11 protein-coding genes and 1 tRNA gene are annotated in these 19,763 nt (G+C 62.8%); 3 read left to right on the top strand and 9 right to left on the bottom strand.

Annotated elements, in window-relative coordinates; all coding sequences use genetic code 11:
- Positions 1-150 precede the first annotated feature (150 nt).
- Together MMB49_RS09175 and MMB49_RS09180 are read left to right on the top strand one after the other, a co-directional pair.
- Positions 151-849, top strand: a complete 699-nt coding sequence (locus tag MMB49_RS09175; RefSeq protein ID WP_017143635.1) for a DedA family protein — start codon at positions 151-153, stop codon at positions 847-849.
- 209 nt (positions 850-1,058) lie between these two features.
- Positions 1,059-1,131, top strand: a tRNA-Ala gene (locus tag MMB49_RS09180).
- Between the two features lie 195 nt (positions 1,132-1,326).
- On the opposite strand, the gene MMB49_RS09185 is transcribed toward MMB49_RS09180, so the two are convergent.
- The 8 genes from MMB49_RS09185 to phoA all read right to left on the bottom strand — a co-directional run bounded on the left by MMB49_RS09185 (position 1,327) and on the right by phoA (position 18,052).
- A complete protein-coding gene (locus MMB49_RS09185; protein WP_047271101.1) occupies positions 1,327-2,043 on the bottom strand; it encodes an HAD family hydrolase in 717 nt (238 codons plus the stop codon).
- Between the two features lie 315 nt (positions 2,044-2,358).
- Positions 2,359-7,746 carry a GDSL-type esterase/lipase family protein gene (locus MMB49_RS09190; protein ID WP_047271104.1) on the bottom strand — a complete coding sequence of 1,796 codons (5,388 nt, stop codon included), beginning with the start codon at positions 7,744-7,746 and terminating at the stop codon, positions 2,359-2,361.
- A gap of 272 nt (positions 7,747-8,018) precedes the next feature.
- Complete coding sequence (locus MMB49_RS09195) at positions 8,019-10,526, bottom strand: exo-alpha-sialidase (RefSeq protein ID WP_047271107.1); 2,508 nt, start codon at positions 10,524-10,526, stop codon at positions 8,019-8,021.
- Between the two features lie 355 nt (positions 10,527-10,881).
- Positions 10,882-11,394 carry a heat shock protein transcriptional repressor HspR gene (locus MMB49_RS09200; RefSeq protein WP_082247831.1) on the bottom strand — a complete coding sequence of 171 codons (513 nt, stop codon included), beginning with the start codon at positions 11,392-11,394 and terminating at the stop codon, positions 10,882-10,884.
- A gap of 90 nt (positions 11,395-11,484) precedes the next feature.
- The gene (locus tag MMB49_RS09205; RefSeq protein WP_013390361.1) at positions 11,485-12,492 is read right to left on the bottom strand and encodes a DnaJ C-terminal domain-containing protein; all 1,008 of its coding nucleotides are present in this window, start codon (positions 12,490-12,492) and stop codon (positions 11,485-11,487) included.
- 459 nt (positions 12,493-12,951) lie between these two features.
- The gene (grpE, locus tag MMB49_RS09210; RefSeq protein WP_047271112.1) at positions 12,952-13,656 is read right to left on the bottom strand and encodes a nucleotide exchange factor GrpE; all 705 of its coding nucleotides are present in this window, start codon (positions 13,654-13,656) and stop codon (positions 12,952-12,954) included.
- A gap of 2 nt (positions 13,657-13,658) precedes the next feature.
- On the bottom strand, positions 13,659-15,542 hold the full coding sequence (dnaK, locus tag MMB49_RS09215; protein WP_003814044.1) for a molecular chaperone DnaK: 1,884 nt from the start codon (positions 15,540-15,542) through the stop codon (positions 13,659-13,661).
- 377 nt (positions 15,543-15,919) lie between these two features.
- A complete protein-coding gene (phoA, locus tag MMB49_RS09220) occupies positions 15,920-18,052 on the bottom strand; it encodes an alkaline phosphatase (RefSeq protein WP_047271114.1) in 2,133 nt (710 codons plus the stop codon).
- Positions 18,053-18,384: 332 nt separating this feature from the next.
- Here phoA and MMB49_RS09225 point away from each other — a divergent pair, with 332 nt between their 5' ends.
- Positions 18,385-19,407, top strand: a complete 1,023-nt coding sequence (locus tag MMB49_RS09225; protein ID WP_014760779.1) for a LacI family DNA-binding transcriptional regulator — start codon at positions 18,385-18,387, stop codon at positions 19,405-19,407.
- Positions 19,408-19,585: 178 nt separating this feature from the next.
- On the opposite strand, the gene MMB49_RS09230 is transcribed toward MMB49_RS09225, so the two are convergent.
- On the bottom strand, positions 19,586-19,762 hold the full coding sequence (locus tag MMB49_RS09230) for a hypothetical protein (protein ID WP_013364032.1): 177 nt from the start codon (positions 19,760-19,762) through the stop codon (positions 19,586-19,588).
- Position 19,763 lies beyond the last annotated feature (1 nt).

Genomic DNA, 19,763 nt, shown 5'->3' on the forward strand with positions numbered 1-19,763 from the left:
ACGCACGGTCGTCGTTTCAGTGCGCACTTAAGAACGCAAAACCGCCTATCCGCACCGCTATATACCGCATCTCCCCTGTTACACCCCCGCTGGTATGGTTCTTAGAGTTTTCTTAATGGAATTACACCATTGATAGTGACGGGAATTTTCATGGGTTTCGTTCATTTCATCGTCAATTTGCTGAAGGACCCTCGCGGCGCAATCGCCAGCTGGATTGCCATGGGCACCGCACCTGCGCTCGGCTTCATCTTTCTCATCGTATTCATTGAGACGGGCGTGGTGTTCTTCCCGTTCCTCCCCGGCGACTCGCTGCTGTTCGCAGCCGGCTTCTTCGCCGCGCAGGGCGACAGCGGGCTGCCGTTGATGGCACTGCTGCCCATAGTGTGGATTGCTCCGATCCTGGGCGATCAGAGCAACTACTTCATCGGACACTTCTTCGGACGCCGAATCATCGCGTCAGGCAAGGTGAAGGCCATGACGCCGGAACGGCTGGCGAAAACCGAGAAGATGATCGAAAAATGGGGGCCACTGGCGGTGTTCCTCGGGCGTTTCTTCCCATTCATCCGCACGTTCATGCCGTTCATCTCCGGTATTTCCGGCATGCGCTGGAGCCGGTTCACCCCGTTCTCGGTGCTGGGCGGCCTGTGCTGGTCCACGCTGTTCACACTGCTGGGATTCTTCTTCGGCAACATCCCCGTCGTGCAGAAGCATTTCGAATTGGTCATCGTGCTGATTCTGCTGGTGTCGCTGCTGCCGACCATCATCGGACTGCTCAAGGCGAAATTCGGCAAGAAGCCCGGTACCGCGGCGAACTCATCGAGTGTGGCGGCCGGCACGCAGAACAAGTAACGCGACCGGCCACTCCTGTTGGCCGCCCGGCCTGCCTGATTACGTTCCGTTGCGTCACTGGGTGAGGGCTCACCCAGTGACGCACCCCACGCACAGTGACGCATATCAGCCCATAACCGGCACCCAATTTTCACACACGCCGGCTTGCATTTGGACATGGGTCGTATTAATGTGTATTGAGTTGTCCTGCGAAGCAAGGCAACATCCAAGGGGCTGTAGCTCAGTTGGTAGAGCGCTTCGTTCGCATCGAAGAGGTCGTGGTTTCGATTACCATCAGCTCCACGAAGGCCGATTCCATTCCACCGGGATCGGCCTTTTTCATTTTTCGTCCCCGATGACCATATGCCCCCGCTGGCGGGGGCTGTCGAGCACAGCGAGACTGGGGGGGGTCTAGGGCCGATACGGTAAAGACCGCCCCAGTCGGCTTTCAGTCGACAGCCCCGCCAGCGGGAGGAAGATTCAGCGACCGCTGGTGGTTCAGGAGCCGAGGCGCTGGCGGATGAAGGCATTCAGCGCTTCGGCGGTGATGCCGGCGAAGCCGTCGATGGAGGCGCATTGCGGACCGTCGGCTTTGGCGTTGCGGTTGAAGCCGAGCTGGGCAATGGTCGTGGCTCCGGACGCGACAGCCGAGGCGATGCCCGTGGCCGAGTCCTCCAAAGCGACGCACCTCGCGATGCCAGGGAGCGCCGCGGCGCCATCGGCTCCGGCCACGCCCGTTTCGATGCCGAGCATCTTCGCCGCCGCCAGATATGGAGCCGGATCGGGCTTATGCGGCAGGTCATCGTCACCGCAGACGAATCCGGCGAACGCGCCGGCCGGCGCATGATCAATCACGTTCTGAGCGAGCCTGCGCGGCGATGTCGTGACCAGCACGGAGGGAATCCCGGCATTGACCAGCGACCCCAGCACGTCCAGTACGCCATTCGTCCAAGGCACCCTCTCGAACTCCTTCTTGGCGACGTAATCGACCATCGCCTTGGCAATCTGCTCGGGCGGCAGATTCGTCCCGTGCTCGATCATCGTTTTCGCGCAATGGTCAAGCGGAGTGCCAGAACAGGACCACGCTAGATCCTCATCCCAATACCCGCCATGCGCCGCGGCGATCTCCATCTCGCCCTCGTGCCAGTAGGGTTCCGAATCGATCAACGTACCGTCCAGATCCCAGAACACGGCCTTCAACAACATGTCACTCATGCACAACCCACCTTGTATTGACGCCAACTGTATGCCTGCATGCCCAGCAACCGGGCTTTCGTTTTCATTATCCCAGATGACCTCGAAGAGGGCGCCTGATTCTTGACGTCCATTTTCTTGACGTCCATTACACGCTCATGACTCAGCAACGACCATACTTCGACCGAGGCAACCCGCAATCAGCGCAAACGAAAGCGGGCCGCTGGCAGGATTTCCGCCAACGGCCCTCAAGACCAGTCAACCGATTCGGTACGGGCTGCGGCAATCAGTCGAAATCGAAACGAACCGTTGACTGCCGCCGCCCAGTCGAGAGACTTACCGATTCGCGCGACGGCGCAGCGACAGCGTCACACCGCCTGCCGCGAGCAGCGCCGCCACTGCGGCAAGAAGACCGAACACATCCGCACCGGTTTTCGCCACAGCGTCCGGGGTCGGCTTCTGCACGTCGCCGGCACCGGCGCCAGTGCCGTCACCGGTACCGTCACCGTCCGGCTTTTCGCTCGGGTCTGGAGTGGGATCGGGATCCGGCCCGGGCTCCGGCTCCTCGACAGCCGCCAGCGTCGCCGTATATGTCACGGTCACGGCGTCCGCGCCCTCCGGCACGTTCGCCGAACCGACCACTTCATACCGGTGCGCCGCCGTATCGTTTACGGTCACGTCGATGCCATCCGCAAGCACATCCGCGGGCTTGAGGCCGTCCGCGACCAGGGTCCGCCCGCCGTCCTCGCCGATCTCGTAGACGGCGTAGCTGTCGGCGACCACCAGCGAAGCCGCCGCACCGATCTGCATGGTGTCGATGTGCGCCCTGTCGGTGCCCTCGACGCGCCCGACCGGCAGCTCGCCACCGTTTTCACTCGCTCCGACCAAAGTAACATTGGCGGTGTCGTACGGCAGCGACGCGATGCGGCTGCCTGACACGTTGCTCGGGTACAGGTCGAGCGAGCGCATCATGAATCGCGCGTAACCGAGATGCCCGGCGTAGTTGAGCTGGCCGGCCTTGTTGAACCACGCGGTCTTGACGCTCGCGTCAGCGGCGACGACCTTGCCGATCCACGCCTGCGCGTCGATGAGCGGCAAATCGTCTTCCTTGGCCACCGTGCGCATAGCGCCGGCATACTCGTCTTCCCCGCCGCGCACGGTGACCGGCGTCACCAGCACGACCTTGGCGCCCGCCTCCTTCGCCTTGGCGGCCACGGAGCGAATATGCCCGGCGAACGCGGCGGCGTCGCTTTCCGCAAGATTCCCGTCAGCGTCATACAGGTCCGGAGCCAAGAAGAGGATGTCCGGCGAATACTCACCCACCATCGCAGCGTAGTCCTCGTCCATCTGCTTGGCAGTTAGACCGCCCTGCCCGGCCGCCACGAAGAACTTGGCACGCTGCCGTTCGCGGTCCGTGGCGCTCAGCCCGGTGACGTATTCCCAGCGCACGCGCTCGTCGAGCAGCTGCACGATGTTCTTGGCAATCAGATGATCCGTATACCCGCCTTCGATGGTCTCGCCACCCACGAACACGATATTTTTGCGAGCACCGGTATCGGAGATGATCGGCTGCAACGCGTTCACCGCCGCATCGACCTTCGTCACCGCCACGGCACTGGTTTCGGCGCTGATTCGCTTGGCTTCCGCACCGGTCAGTGTGCGGCTCCATGCGGCGACGTAATCGACAATGCCGGTGAGCTGCTGCGCGCCGCCGGCGCTGTCGGCCCCGCGGATCGCGCCGGCCGTGGCCGTGTTCACCGTGATCGCGCCCGGCACGTTCAGCTGAGTGCCCGCGCCGCCGCTGATCGCGCGCATCGCGGCTCCGTCAACATAGATCGTGAAGCCGTTCGCCACGAAGTTCACGGACACCGTATGCCATGCGCCATCCGCGAGGTCGTTCGTGCCGACCGTGTAGAAGTCGCCGGTGTTGCCGGAGTTGAGGAACTGCACCAGACCGGTCGCGCTCAGGCGCACGGTCGCGCGGGTCGCGGAGTCGGAGTCGCCCAGCGAGAACAGCGTCTGCGGCTGTCCGGTCGCCGACGCACGGAACCTGATGGTCACGTTGGACTCCCGCTTGCCGGCCACAGCGCTCACCACATCGCCGCCCAGGTCAACGTACTGTGCGCCGGAGAGGAACTTGCCCACGGACTTGGCCGCGGCCGGGGCGGGTTCAAGCCCGTCCAAGCCCTTCAGCCCGTTGCCGTCGGCGTCCACCGTCACGGTCGGCTTGTCCAGTGTCGTGTCGGAGCTGCTCCACCGGGCGAGCGGGTCGTCGTTGGCGATCATATTGAGCGCTCCCAGCGTGAACTTGGCCCATTCGATGTGACCGTTCTCGCCGGGGTGGATGTCGTTGCCGGCACCCATATACGTGCCGGATTCGCGGTTGCCGCCGCCGAGTTCCAGCCACTGCTTGTTGAAGTCCACCAGCAGCACGTTCTTGTCGAGCGCGAGTCGACGTTCCGCGTCAAAGTACGTGTCGAGGTTGGCGTTGAACGTCGTGTTGGTCGTGTAGTTCTGCGTCTGCAGCACCGGGATGGCGCCGAGGTCACGGATCTTGTCAATCAGTGTGGACAGGTTGGCGGTGTACTGGTCGACGGTGAACGCCTGGCCTGTACGCCCGTCGTTCATGCCGAACGTGAGGAACACGACGTCGGGGTGCTTGTCGGACACCCATTTCTCGAATGCGCCGTCCTTGAGCGGCCAACTGGCGTCCGCGCTGGAGATGCCGGTGTTCATGACCACATCGTTGGCGCGGGATACACCGCGCACCGGCGTGGTGTCCAGATGGTTCGCGAACAGTTCCGAATAGGTGCGGTAGCCGCGCGTGAACTGCACGCCGTGCGTGATGGAGTCGCCGGTGAACAGCCAGTTGATGCGGTCGGTCTTTGCGAGCTTTTCGGAGAGCGTCTGCCAGTCGGCGAGCGCCTCGTTGCGGGTCTTCCATGCGGCGATGTCCGCCGGCAGTTCGACCGGCTGGCTCACGGTGACGGGGTCACCGGTGATGGACACTGATTCGAGCACCGTCTCGCCGCTCGCGTCTGCGGTGGCGTCGATGGTCGCGCTCGGCGTGAACGAGCCGGCCGTCGCGTCCGCTTCCGTCACCGTGTGGTAGGCGAGCTGTTTGCCGTTGCCGCTGACGCATGCACCGGTCGCTCCCGGAGCCAACCTGCTCCACCGGCATACGGGAGCGGGGTTGCTCGCCGACTGCGGGGTCGTCACGCCGTCCAGATTGGATTCGCGCGGATAGACCGCGAATGACTGCGTGCCGACGTTCTCATAGGTGATCCGGTAGGTCAGCGTGTCACCGACCTTGACCGGGGCTCCGTTGTCATCGGTACGTTCGATGGTGAGTTTGAGCCGCTTGGCTGCGGGATCCGGTTCGGTGACGGTCACCGCCAACTCGCCTTCGGCGAAGCTGTGCAGCGTGTCTTCGGACTGCGCGTACTTGCCGGTGATCTTCATCGTCGCTTTCGCGACGGTACCACTGACAGCCGCCGCAGGCACAGTCACCGGAACGTTCACGGTCGCGCTCTGACCGGCGGCAAGATTGCCGACGTTCACGGCTTCGGCGCTCCAACCAGACGGCAGACCTGTGGGGGTCACGGTGACGTTCGTGTAGTCGGTCAGACCGTCGTTGGTGACGGTGACCGGCGCGGTCAGCGTCCCCTCGCCTTCCTTGACGGTCGCGGTGCCGCTCGCCGTGGCGGTGAGATATCCCAGCCATTCCATCGACGCGCGCGTGTAGGTAATGCTTTCGCCTTCGTACAGCAGACCGTAACCACCGCCGGCGGCGTCGTTCAGCGCGGTGATGACCGAGTAGGCCATCGAGCCTGCCTTGAACAGCTTGCCGGCCGACCATGTGGTGCCATCATCGAATGAAACACGCACGACACCGTTCGCACGGCCCTCGTTGCTCGCACGCGGCGCCGAATACAGCAGCACCTTCGCCTTCGCCGAACCTTCCGGAGCGTTCGGGAACGCGCGCGTGATCTGCGCGTTGTTGTTCGGATCCGGCAGCTGGGTCTCCGATTTGATCGGACCATAGTTCACGCCGCCGTCCTCCGAGATCGCAACGCGACGGTATCCCGCCGCGCCCGGACGGGAATTGAGCATCACGCGACCGTCGGACAGCTCCACGACCTTGTTCTCGTCCATGTTCACTTCGGTCACGGGGTTGCCGGCCTTCCAAGTCTTGCCATGGTCGTCGGAATACACGGACACCGCGATGTTCGTGTTGCTCGTGGTGCGCACAGCGTATTGCTGTATCAAACGGCCCTTGTACTGCCCGTACTTGAGCTGGATGCCATGGCCGGAGGATGCGAAACGGGACTTCCACTCGTCTTCGTGACCCTTGGTGATGTCTTTGGTGATGTTGCGCGGCTCGCTCCATGTTGCGCCGTTGTCGTCGGATTCCATGACGACGGCCTGCAGCACGTTGCGTGCATCTTCCACACCCAATACGGAGCCAAAGTAGCCCTGATCGTACGATTTCACGCAGAACAGGAAGATCTTGCCGGCTTCCTCGTCGACCACATAGGACGGGTCGGAGTAGCCGTATTTGTTGGTGGCGCTGCGTCCCTGCGCCACGTATGCCAGCGTCTCCCATGACTTGCCGCCGTCCTTGGAGATGCGCTGCACGATCGAGTTCGGGTTGGGCGCGTCCGCCGCCAATTTCGGACGCAAATCCCATGCGGCGAGAATCCAGCCGTTGGGTGCCTGCGCGATGGCGGGGATGCGGTAGTAATCGGTGTTGCCGATCTGCTTGTTGGTCGCCAGCAGGAGCGGTTCGCCGTCTTTGCGCTCCGTCGGCGTGGACGCGGCGTCGTCGGCCGGCCCCGCGACGGTCACCGTGCCGGTGGTGAACGTCATGTCATCTTGCAGCACCTGCGTGCCGTCGCGGTCCGATGTGGCGCGGAATGTGGCTGTCGGCGTGTATCTGCGGGCCACGACGTCCTCAGCGGTGATGACGTGATAGGCGAACCCACATGATGCGGTCTGGTTGGCTTCTACTCCGGATCGGCAGCTGTTTCTCGGATAGGACACCACGTCCACGCGTTCGATGTTCGACTCGCTCGGGTAGGCATAAATCTTCTGCGCGGTTTTGTTGGTGTAGGTGAAGTTGAAGGTCAGCCGGTCGCCGATCTTCACGTTATCGCCGAGCGTATCGGTACGCTGCATGGCGACGCGCAGTGTGGAGGTCGCAGGGACGGCCGGCACCGTCTCGCCGGTGATGTCGACGCTTTGCAGAACGCCATTGGTGCCGTCCTGAGTGGTCGCCGCTACGGTCGCGGTGGGCGTGAAGCCGTTTGCGACATCGTCTTCGGTCACCACATGGTAGGCGAACTCCTTGCTCGCGCTCCAAGTGCATGCAGCCGAAGCACCCGCCGCGAGATTCCCCCACCGACACATGGGATTGGGGTTGCTCGCCGACTGCGGCGTGGCGACATTGTTGAGGTTCGACGCCGTGGGATGCACAATGAAACCGGTATCGGAAACGTTTTTGTAGCCGAGACTGTAGGTGAGCTTGTCGCCGACTTCGGCCGGGGTGCCGTTGCTGTCGGTGCGGGTCAGGGTGAGTTGCAGATATTCTTGGGGTGTTTCGTCCGCCGCATTTGCGCTGATGGTGCCAGCCGGCAGCACTGCCAGCATGGCGATGGCCACCAGCAGCCCGCTGAGCTTGCGCATCAGCGTTTTTGCCGTGGCACGTCGGAATATTGTGGTCATATCGAGTCTTTCTTCTCTGCGGCAGGTCAGCTTCCGGACCGATACGGGGGTAGCAGCGTCTTCTTCGGCGCAGTCGGCTTCTTTACCGCATGATTTTTATGAACTATCGGTTATATGAGAATCACAGCGATACGCTGAAATTTCCCTCATTGTAGTCTACAGAGTGAACGAATTACAACATGAAAAAGCCCCCGTGTTTCGGGGGCTTTTCCTGTATGCCGTCACTCATCGGCCGGGCGGTTTACCGCCGCGGCAGTGAAGTCTCGGTCAGATCAGTGAACGGAGCGGCGACGCAGCGACAACGCCGCGATACCGGACAGCGCCAACAAGACGAACACGATGGACATGCCTGCCGTGGAAGCGCCGGTCTTGGACAGGCCGGGCTGCTCGGTGGGCACGTCGACCTTCGGGCCGGCCGGCTTCTCCGGTTCGGGCTTGGGTTCGGGTTCGGGCTTGGGCTCAGGGTCGACGCTCTTCTCGGCCACGTCAATCGTGAACGATGCCGTCAACGGACCCGCACCCTCCACAGGCACACTCACCGTGACCGTCACCACACCAGCCGCCGCGAACGGCTCAGCCAAATCGACCGCCTTGCCGTCAGCATCCACAGCCGACAGCGAATACTCGCCGGCAGCCAACGCCTTCGACGAACCATCACTCATCGCCGCGGTCACCGACACCTTCGACGCATCAAACACGTCACCGACCTTCACACCAGCCTGCGACGTCACCGCCGAAACACCCGTGATGGTCGGCTCCGGCTCAGGATCGGGCTCACTCTTTTCGGTGACGTTCACCGTGATGGAGCCGTCAAAGCCGGTCGTGGCGTTGGCATTCGCAGCGGACGTGCCGGTCACGCGCAGGACGATCTTGGCGACATCGTCCTTCTTGGCAGTTGCGGGAACATTCACCGTGACGGTCACGTCCTTGGACGTGCCGCTGGCAAGAGCGCCCACGTTCACCGGAGAGGCAGACCATCCGGTCGGCAGATCGGCCGGAGTCACCGTCACACCGGTGTAATCCACAGAACCGACGTTGCTCACCGGAACGGTCACGTCCACCGTGCTGGCACCCTCTTCAACCGAAGCGGTCACGTCATCTGCGGTGGCGGACAGGTAGCCGAGCCAATCCATGGAAATGTGCGTGTACATGATGTCGTGGCTGTCAATGCCGCCGCCGGTGACCCAAGCGCCTTCGTACAGCAGACCATAACCACCGCCAGCGGCGTCGCTCAGCGCGGTGATGACCGAGTAGGCCATCGAGCCTTCCTTGTACAGCTTTCCGGATGACCACGTGGTACCGTCATCGAGCGAGATGCGGACCACGCCGTTCGCACGGCCCTCGTTGTTCGCGCGCGGCGACGAGTACAGCAGCACCTTCGCCTTCGCCGAACCCTCGGGAGCGTTCGGGAACGCGCGCGTAATATGCGCGTTGTTGTTCGGATCCGGCAGCTGCGTCTCGTTTTTGACCGTACCGTAGTTCACGCCGCCGTCCTCCGAAATCGCAACGCGACGGTATCCCGCCGCGCCCGGACGGGAATTGAGCATCACGCGACCGTCGGACAGCTCCACGACCTTGTTCTCATCCATCAGCATGCCCGTCACCGGGTTGCCGGCCTGCCAGGTCTTGCCATGGTCGTCGGAGTACACGGATACCGCGGCGTTCGAACCGGTCGTACGGCCCACGGCATACTGCTGAATCAGACGACCCTTGTACTTGCCGTACTTGAGCTGGATGCCGGCACCGGAGGTGGCGAAACGGGACTTCCACTCGTTCTCGTAACCCTTGGTGATGTCAGCGGTGATGTCACGCGGCTTGCTCCACGTCTCGCCGTTGTCCTTTGAGCTGACGACGACCGCATGCAGCACATTGCGGTTGCTCTCATCGACGCCAAGCTGAGAGTCGGCGAAGCCCTTGTTATACGAGTGAACGAAGAACAGGAAGATCTCGCCGGTCTCCTTATCGACCACATAGGATGGGTCGGAATAGCCGTAGCGTTCCGGGGCGTTCTTGCCCTGCGCGACATATTGGATCGGCGTCCACGACTTGCCGCCATCCTTGGAGATGCGCTGCACGATGGAGTTCGGCTGCGGGGCATCCCAGCACTTGACGCCGCTGCCGTTGGCCATCGCCGTATTGGGACGCTGGTCGAATGCGGCGAGGATCCAGCCGTTGGGCGCCTCGGCGAGCGCCGGAATACGGTAGCATTCGGTACCGAGGTTCTGGCGGGCGGTGGCCAGGCGCACGGCCTCACCATCGGCACGGTCTGTGGGGATGGTGGCCGGATCGGGGCGCTTGCCTTCCTTCACGGTGACGGTATCGCCGGTGGAGACGATGTTGTCTTGCAGCACCTGAGTGCCCCCTCGGTCAGAGGTGGCCTTCCACACGGTACGCGGGGTGAAGCTGCCGGCCGTGAGATCATCCGCAGTGATGGTGTGGCTGGCCGTGGAGCAAGGGTAGGAAGCGCCTCCCGCAAGGTTCTCATAACGGCAGTTCGGCGTTCCTGTGGTCAGCACACCGCTCAGATTCGACTCGGCGGGGAATGCGGTGAATGCCGAACTCGTGTTGTTGGTGTTGGTGAAACTGTAGGTGAGCGTGTCACCGACATATACCTCGTCGCCGAGGGCGTCGGTACGCGTCATCGTGACGGTGAGCATGTCAGCATCATCGCTGGCCGCACTCGCGGTGGATACCCCTGCGGGCAGTACCACCAGCATGGCAGCGGCCGCCACCAGCGCGCCAAAACGGCGCAGCAGCGATGGCTTGGTCGAACGAACCATGTGTGTTCCTCTCCTGTGCAACGCCGGGTCACGACTTTGGGCCCCGACCGCCGTTCCACCTATGGGACGGCATGGCTTCCTCACCATCAAGCGTTATTTGTATAGTATCTTGCTATTCAATCTTCATTGGCATAGCAAAATCGCTGTCGGGTACAGTATTATAGCCTACATTGTGAACAAAATGACATACAATTGTCTGCGATTCCGTATCATCCCCCCACTTCCCATCCAGCACCCGCCCAAAGTCCCATCCGACAGGAATAAAACGGGACGATGGCGGGATACAAGACGTCCCCATACGACAAAAGTCCCATCCAGCGGATGCCAGATGGGACTATGACGGGATGACGGCCGCCTATTCGCGACCGGATGTGATCTGCAACGGCGCGATATATGCGCGCCCGCGCCGACGCACATGATAGAACGGCGACTGCCGCACCTCGACGACTTCACCATCCATACCGGCCTCGAACACGCTATCGCCGTCCAGTCGACGGCGAAAATGCCGAATCTGCCGGCGCAGCTGCCTGTTCTCCTCCTGCAACGAAAGAATATGCGTGACGCCTGCGAGATTGATACCCTCGTCCTGGCTCAACTGCTGCGCCTGCGCAAGACGCGCCACGTCACGAAGCGTGTAGCGCCGCGCACCACCCTCCGTGCGCTGAGGCACCACCAGACCAAGGCGGTCGTACTGACGCAACGTCTGTGGATGCACGCCCGCAATCTGAGCCGCCTGACTCACCGTGAACACCGGCATCTCCACGTTTAAGCCGAGCGCGTCGATTGCATCGAGATCAACGCCGCCGGAGACCAACGCCGCGGCGCAAGCAGCATACGCACGCCTGACTTCCTGTGCGATTCGCGCCATGATCATCATCTCCTTAACGTTGATTATCGGCTGCGGGGTGATGGTGCCCCCCCAGTCGCTCCGCGACGATGCGAGATGCCGCCGGGAGGATTACCGCTCGGCGGCAACCGCTTCGACGTAGCCCTCGACGGACTTGTCGAATTCCTTCGCGGCGTGCTTCGCGCCCAGACCCGGCTTCGCGGGCACGCGAATCTGCACGCAACCAATCAGGTCGCCGGCAGTGGCGGACTGAACGCCCTTGCCGCTGACACGGATCTCCGCGCCACTGGACGAGCCCGCCGGCACCTTGAACGTGACGGTCTCGCCATCGATGTCATGCGCTTCCACGCGGGCACCGGCCACAGCCTCGCCTACGGTCACCGGCACATCCATGACGATGTCATGGCCGCGCATCGTGAACCGCGGATCCGGCTTCACCTGCACGGTCAGATACATGTCGCCGTTCGCGCCGCCGTTGCTGCCCGGCCTGCCCTTGCCTGCGATACGAATCTTCTGCCCGTCCTTGACCCCGGCGGGAATATGCGTCTTGAACTGCTTGCCGTCCACGCGCAGCGACACGGTAGCGCCCTTGACCGCCTGACGGAACGTCAACGTGATCTTGGACTTGCGGTCATCGCCGCGCTGCGGAGTCGGCGGCTCCTCATACGGGTTACCGTAACGCGAACCGCCATAGCTCGCACCGCCACGGCCACCGGCAGCCCCGCCGAACATCGAGAAGATGTCGTTGAGATTGCTCGGACCGCCGCCGGACGTGCTGAAGCGCACATTGCCGCCGTTGCCGCCGAACATCGAACCGAAGATATCCGAGAATCCGGAAGCGTCGAACCCGCCCTGACCGGAACCGCCAGAGAAACGCGCCCCGCCCATGCCGAACTGGCGGATCGCGTCGTACTTCTGCCGCTGCTCCTTGTTGCTGAGCACGTCGTACGCCTCGGAGATGTCCTTGAACCTCTCCTCGGCCTCCTTCGTCTTGTTCAGGTCGGGATGGTATTTGCGCGCCAGCTTGCGGTACGCTTTGGTGATGTCATCCTCGGTGGCGTCCTTGGAGACACCGAGGACTTTGTAGAAATCCTTGCTCAGCCATTCATTCTCAGCCATTCAGGTCTCCTTTCGTGTATGCGTGTATGTGTGTCGTATGTTGTTTTTCTGTTGTTGCGTATTGGCGTTCGTCACCGCGGAGGTCGGCATGTTTGCTGTGACCGGAGCGGAGACGACGGTGATGTGATCGTGTCTGCGGTCAACGCGCGACCGTGCGGAGTTTTGTCGCTTGGGGTAGCGGACACTTGGGGCGGTGCGGAGACCGTAGACCGTGCGGAGCTGGCGGGCATGTTGTCCGACTTCGCTCCAGGCCGCTCGGGCCGAGGTTTACGGTCGGACAACATGCCCGCCCGCTCCGCACTCGTTAGGTGCAGTGACTTGCGTCGCATCTCCGAGTCGGGTGCATGTTTTGCGCGAGTGTGGTATCGCACGCTTGCTGCGGTGACAGCGAGATGAGACAGGTGGTTTGCGGAAATCTGAGGGTGGTCGGATTTCCGCAAACTCCTCTTGGGAGGGGGGTTAGTTTTGCGGGGAGGCTACTACGACGCGGGCGGCGCGGATCACGCGGTCACCGATGCGGTAGCCGGCTTCCACGACCGTGTCGACGGTCTCCTTCTCGGCCTCGGCGTCCGGCTTGTGCAGGATCGCCTCATGCTTGGTTGGGTCGAATTCCTCGCCTTTTTCGCCGAACTTCTCCACGCCGAACTTCTCGAACGCCTTGTCGATCTTCGCGGCCACGGCCTTGAAGGAGTCGTCCATCTCGCTGTGTTCGCGGATGCGATCGATGTCGTCGAGCGCCGGCAGCAACGCGGTCAGCACGTCGATGATGCCATGCTGGCGGAAACGCTCCTGCTCGCGCTGCGCACGATTGCGGTAGTTGACGAACTCGGCGCGTTCACGCTGCAACGCTTCGAGATAGTCGGCGGCTTCCTTCTTGGCCTTGCCCAGCGGGGTCAGCGAGTCGTCGGCGGCCGCTCCGTCATCCGCAGCCGCGGCAGCGGAGTCACCGGTCTTATCGGAAGGGCCCGCTTCGGCGGACGCCTTGTCCCCAGCCGGGCCGGCAGCGCCCTTATCAGCAGACGCATCCGCAGACTTGGCCGAGTCCGACGCCTTGCCGGCAGAACCGGCGGCAGCGCCGTCGGAAGGGCCGGCCTGCCCGGTGGCGGACAGGTTGTCCGCGTCAGGCAGGTCGTTCAGGTAATCGTCCTTGTTGAACTCGGACATGATTACTTGTTGTCCTTCTTGTCGTCATCGTCCACGACCTCGGCGTCCACCACGTCGTCATCGCCACCGTTGGAGGCGGCACCCGACGCACCGGCAGCCGCACCGGCAGCATCAGCAGCGCCCGCAGCACCCTGCTGCGCGTACAGTGCCTCGCCGATCTTCTGCGCGGAAGTCATGAGCTCGCTCTGCGCGCTCTTGATCTTCTCGATGTCCTCGCCCTTCAGGGCTTCCTTCAGGGCGTTCACCTTGTCGGTGACTTCCTTGGCGATCTCGTCGGAGATCTTATCCTTGTTGTCGTTGACCAGCTTCTCGGTCTGGTAGGCGAATGCCTCGGCCTGGTTGCGGGTCTCGGCGTCCTCCTTGCGCTTCTTGTCCTCGGCCTCGTGGGCTTCGGCCTCCTTGACCATGCGGTCGATCTCGTCCTTCGGCAGGCCCGAGCCACCGGTGATGGTCATCGACTGCTCCTTGCCGGTGCCCTTGTCCTTGGCGGACACGTGCACGATGCCGTTGGCGTCGATGTCGAAGGTGACCTCGATCTGCGGGATGCCACGCGGAGCCGGCGCGATGCCGGTCAGCTCGAAGGTGCCCAGCGGCTTGTTGTCGCGAGCGAACTCACGCTCGCCCTGATAGACCTGAATCAGCACGGACGGCTGGTTGTCTTCCGCGGTGGAGAACACCTCGGAGCGCTTGGTCGGAATGGCGGTGTTGCGGTCGATGAGCTTGGTCATGATGCCGCCCTTGGTCTCGATGCCAAGGCTCAGCGGGGTCACGTCGATCAGCAGGACGTCCTTGCGGTCGCCCTTGATGACGCCGGACTGCACAGCGGCGCCGACGGCCACGACCTCATCCGGGTTCACGGACTGGTTCGCTTCCTTGCCGCCGGTAAGCTCCTTGACGAGCTCCTTGACGGCCGGCATACGGGTGGAGCCACCGACCAGCACCACGTGGTCGATGTCGCTCACGGAGATGTTGGCATCGCGCAGCACGTTGTTGAACGGCGTGCGGCAGCGGCCCAGCAGGTCGGAGGTCATTTCCTCGAAGTGCGCACGGGTCAGGGTCTCGTCCAGGTGCACCGGGGTGCCGTCGGGCGTCATGGCCAGGTACTGCATGTTGATGGAGGTCGAAGTGGACGAAGACAGTTCCTTCTTCGCCTGCTCCGCGGCTTCCTTCAGACGCTGCAGCGCGATCTTGTCCTTGGACAGGTCGACGCCGTACTTGTTCTTGACCTCGCCGACGAGCCAGTCGATGACCTTCTGATCCCAGTCGTCGCCGCCCAGGTGGTTGTCGCCGTTGGTGGCCTTCACCTGAATGGTGGAGAAGCCGTCGTCGTCCTTGCCGATCTCCAGCAGGGACACATCGAAGGTGCCGCCGCCGAGGTCGAAGACCAGGATGCGCTCGTCTTCCTTGCCCTTCTCAAGACCGTAGGCCAGCGCGGCCGCGGTCGGCTCGTTGATGATGCGCAGGACGTTCAGGCCTGCGATCTTGCCGGCGTCCTTGGTGGCCTGACGCTGGGCGTCGTTGAAGTATGCCGGGCAGGTGATGACGGCATCGGTGACGGGCTCGCCGAGGTACGCCTCGGCGTCCCTCTTCAGCTTCATCAGGATCTGCGCGGAGATCTCCTGAGGCGTCCACTTCTTGCCGTCGATCTCGACGGTCCAGTCGGTGCCCATGTGACGCTTCACGGAGCTGATGGTGCGATCGACGTTGGTCACGGCCTGACGCTTGGCGACCTCGCCGACCAGGATCTCGCCGGACTTACTGAACGCCACCACGGACGGCGTGGTGCGCGCGCCTTCGGCGTTCACGATGACGGTGGGCTCGCCACCTTCAAGGGTCGCGATGCAGGAATTCGTAGTACCCAGATCAATACCAACTGCACGTGCCATAATGTGTGCTCCTTAAATATCTTGTTCGTTTACGTTTGCTTGCTCAAGTCTTGGCCCCGCGGCCATCGGTGCTCGATCGACGCCCACGGGTCTTCGCCTCAAGGTTGCCCTCGTTTTGCCTTCCAAAACTTGAGCCTACACCACTCAACTTTCGAGCACCAGCTTTTATTCCCACTTCTTCACAAAAACTTGAGTCGATATCACTCAAGTCCGCTCTCAAAACTCGCAGATACACCGATTTCTTAGCGAAAAAGCCGCCGTATCTGCGAGTTCTGAGAGCACCCAAATGCAAAGAGCCGGCCGCAACCATCACAGGTTGCGGCCGGCTGGCGTATCAGTCGCCCTAGGCGACGTCACGAATCGCGGCGAGCGTCAGCTTAGCGGCGACCCGCCTTGACGGAGCGCACGACCATCGCGCCGGCGCCCAGAGCGAGCACCATCAGCGCCAGGCCGAGCACGGTCGCGCCGGTCTTGCCCAGAGGAGCGGTCGGCTCCTTGACGGTGCCCTGAGCGACAGTGCCGCTGCCGTTGCCGCCGTTCGGCGTCTTGTCGGCGGAGCCTGAGGCGGACGGGAAGCTCACGGAGGCGGACTTGCCGGACTGGCGGCCGTTCACCGTCAGCGTGTAGGACGCGCCCTCGGCCGGAGTGAAGTCGGCGAACGAGATCGAGGTGGTGGCCGCGGTGGCGACGCGCACGCCGGAGAGCGGGGTGGACGTGTTGGACTCGGCGACGACCTTCTTGGAGGCGTTGTCGACCAGCTGGTACGACAGCACCGCGTCACCGTTGAAGCCGGTGACGGCCGCGCTGTACTTGCCGTCCTTGTCCTTGTTCACGGTGACCTTGCCGCCGTTGGACAGGTTGTTCTGCGATGTGGTGTCGGTCGCCAGGCCAAGGGCGCCGGCGATCGTGTAGAAGTTATCGGTCTGGTCGGTCAGGCCATCCACGCGGGACGCACCGGGACCCGATGCGGCAATGCGCAGCTGGGTGCCGGTGTGGCTCATGTTGCCCTGGGCCTTGCTGGAATCGGCCGCGCCTTCGGTGTCTTGGCCGTCGGAGTACAGGTTCTTCTCGGAGGTGCCGTAGGAGATGGTGGTCTTGGAGCCGTCGGCGTTCTTCAGCACGGTGCTCAGCGCGTAGTACGGCTGGGATTCGACGATCTGCGAGGTGTGGGCGTGGTCGGCGGTCACGATGATGAGGGTGTCGCTCAGGTCGACCTTCTTGAGGGCGGCGGAGATGGCCTTGTCAAGGTCGTCGGTCTCGCCGATCTGGCCGCAGGCGTTGGCGTTGTGGTCCTGCTTGTCGATGGAAGCGCCTTCGACCTGCAGGAAGAAGCCCTTCTCGGACTTCGGGTTGGCCTGCAGCAGGTCGAGCGCCTTGTCGGTGAAGTCGGCGAGGGACGCGCCCTGATTGCCGAGCCACTTGGCGTTGGTGGTGCACACGGTCGGGTTCTCGTCCTTGGCGGCGTCCTGCTTGGTGGCCACAGACGGGTTGAACTGGGTCGGCAGGTTGCCGTCGCCGAGCAGGGCGAGCACCGGCTGGCCATCCTTGTAGGTCAGGTTCTTGAAGCCGTCGACGTCACCGCTCTTGACGGTCTGGAAACCGCGGTCAGCGGCCTGCCGCCACAGGGTGTTGCCGTTCTCGTCGAGCTGGTTGAAGTACTTGGCGCCGCCGCCGATGGTCACGTCGGCGCGCGTGTCGAGCAGCTGCTCGGAGATGGAGCCGATGCCACCGTTGGCCTTGAGCTGGTCGGCGAGGCAGCTGCCGATGCCGGCGAGCTCGGCGTCTTTGATATCGACCTTGCCGTCGCCGTTCTTGTCGGTGCCGTCCCACTTGCCCTGCGGGCCGTAGCAGGCGCGCTCGGAGGAGTGGGATTCCTGGACCGCCGGAGTGGCATCCTGGATCTCGGAGGTGGTCACGTTGCCGGTGGCGAGGCCGTTGGCCTTGGCGAGCTCAATGAGGTTGAGCTGCGGGTTGCCCTTGACGTCCACGGACACGGCGTTGTTGTAGGTCTTGGTGCCGGTCGCCCAGCCGGAGCCGGAGGCGGAGGAGTCGGTGACCGGGGTGATCACGCCGGCGGTCTTGGAACCGGTGAGCTGGCCCTTGGAATCCTTGGCCATCAGCGAATCGTTGGAGCTGCCGCCCAGCGAGAACGTGGTGTACTGGCCGACGCCGCTTTCGGCGGCCTCGCCGGTCGAGGTCTGGAGTGCGCCCGGCTGGCCGATCTTGTCGAGGCCCTGGAACGTGCCGTTGACGCCGTGCAGGTAGTTGCGTGCGACGGTGATCTCGGAATCTCCCATGCCGTCGCCGATGAACAGGATGACGTTCTTCGCCTTCGCGTTGCCGATCGTGGCGATGCGCTGGGCGCCGCCGTGCACCGACAGGGCGTCCACGCCCTTGCCGTTCAGATCGTAGGTGCCGCTCGCGGCGAACGCCGGAGCGGTCAGCGCGCCCAGGGCCGCAGCTGAGGTCAACGCCGCGACGGCGCCTTTGAGCATTTTGTTGATGTTCATGGATCTCTTCTTCCAATCACGAAGCCGGGCATGCCCCGGCGGTCAATCACCGGCGCCGTCGGGCACAGCAAGCCTCTCTCGGCAGCGCCGGAAGGCCTCGCGGCCCTCACCGAGCAAACTATGTCGGCCATTCAACCGTCACGCGACGAGTATCCGAACGTAACGTGAACTTCCGCGGTCATTTTCCGTAACCGAGAGAACGGTTTTCATTTTCAAAGAGCCTTACACACGCCCCTTTCTCTTTGAGAACGTTTGCAGTATAATGAAACGAATATGATGTCGGCAGTCACGGCACGATGGGGAATTCAACACACAGCAAAGGAGTTGTCTACATGGATAAAGCAGGAATACGCGAAGTGGCAAAAGCGGCAGGGGTCTCCATATCCACCGTATCCCGCGCATTCGCCCACCCCGAAGTCGTGTCGGAGAAGACACGGCACAAGGTGCTGCAGGCCGCGGACCAGCTCGACTTCAACATCTCCCGCTCGGCCGCGGCCCTGAAATCCGGGCAGACGTTCCGTGTGGCGCTGCTCATGAACGAGGAGATCACCAGCTGGTTCAACACCCAGATCTTCGCCGGCATCAACTCGATCATGCACGACGCCGGCTATGACATCTCCGTCTTCCAGCACATCGACACCGCCGACATGCGCCGCAAGTTCTTCACCGACCTGCCAGTGCGACGCAACGTCGACGCGGTGTTCGTGGCGTCCTTCGCCATCGACGAGAAAGAGGTCGAACAGCTCAAGCGCATCCGCGTGCCGATCATCGGCATCAACACACCGTCCATCGACGGATTCGACGCCTCCATCAGCATCGACGACGAAAACGGCATGTACACGGCCACCCAGCATCTGCTCAACCTCGGCCACAAGCACATCGTGTATGCCTGCTCGGCGGCGTCCGAGTCCATGGACTCCTCGATCGACGCCCGCGGCCGCGGATTCATCCGCGCCTGCGAAAACGTCGAGAAGAGGCGCGAACTCAACTGGCAGGTGGTCACCGTGCCGCGCGGACGCGCGTTCGCCGATTCGGCGCTGTCGGCGCTGCTCGCGCTGGACGAGTTCCCCGACGCCATCTGCTGCCAGATAGACATGATGGCGATTCCGCTGATGCTCAAGCTCGAACGCTACGGACACCGCACGCCACGCGACTACTCGATCATCGGCTTCGACGACAGCCCCTATGCCGACACCGTCAACCTCACCACCATGAAACAGGACCCGTTCAAGATGGGACGTTCGGCCGCCCAGAAGGCAATCAAGCTCATCAACGGAGAGGAACCCGAGAAGCCGCATGAAATCGTGCAGCCGACCCTGGTGCTGCGCGAGTCAGACGCCCTGTACACGGACTGAACCCGTTTCAGACCGCCGCCCGTTTCAGACCGCCAGGGCGCAGACCACCAGCGCGATCAGAAGTCCGAATATGGGATTCATCACGCTCCAATCCCACCATCGGCCGGTCACGATCTTGTCATACGGGGCCTCTGCGGCCACCGCCGCGACCAACAGCCACAACCCGTACCGCCACACGTCACCGGTGTGCCGCCAGTTCTTGCCCGCATCGTTGTACTTGTGACGCCAGTTTGCCGTTGATGACGGTGAGGCCTTCGGCTCCGGCGGCGTATGAGCCGTCGGGTGTGTTCGAGGAGCTCAGAGTGATGTTGCCTTCGGCGTCGACGCCGGCGGAGGGTTTCTTACCGACGTACATG

It is taken from the genome of Bifidobacterium sp. SKU (assembly GCF_026016405.1).
GTDB classification, from domain to species: domain Bacteria; phylum Actinomycetota; class Actinomycetes; order Actinomycetales; family Bifidobacteriaceae; genus Bifidobacterium; species Bifidobacterium bifidum.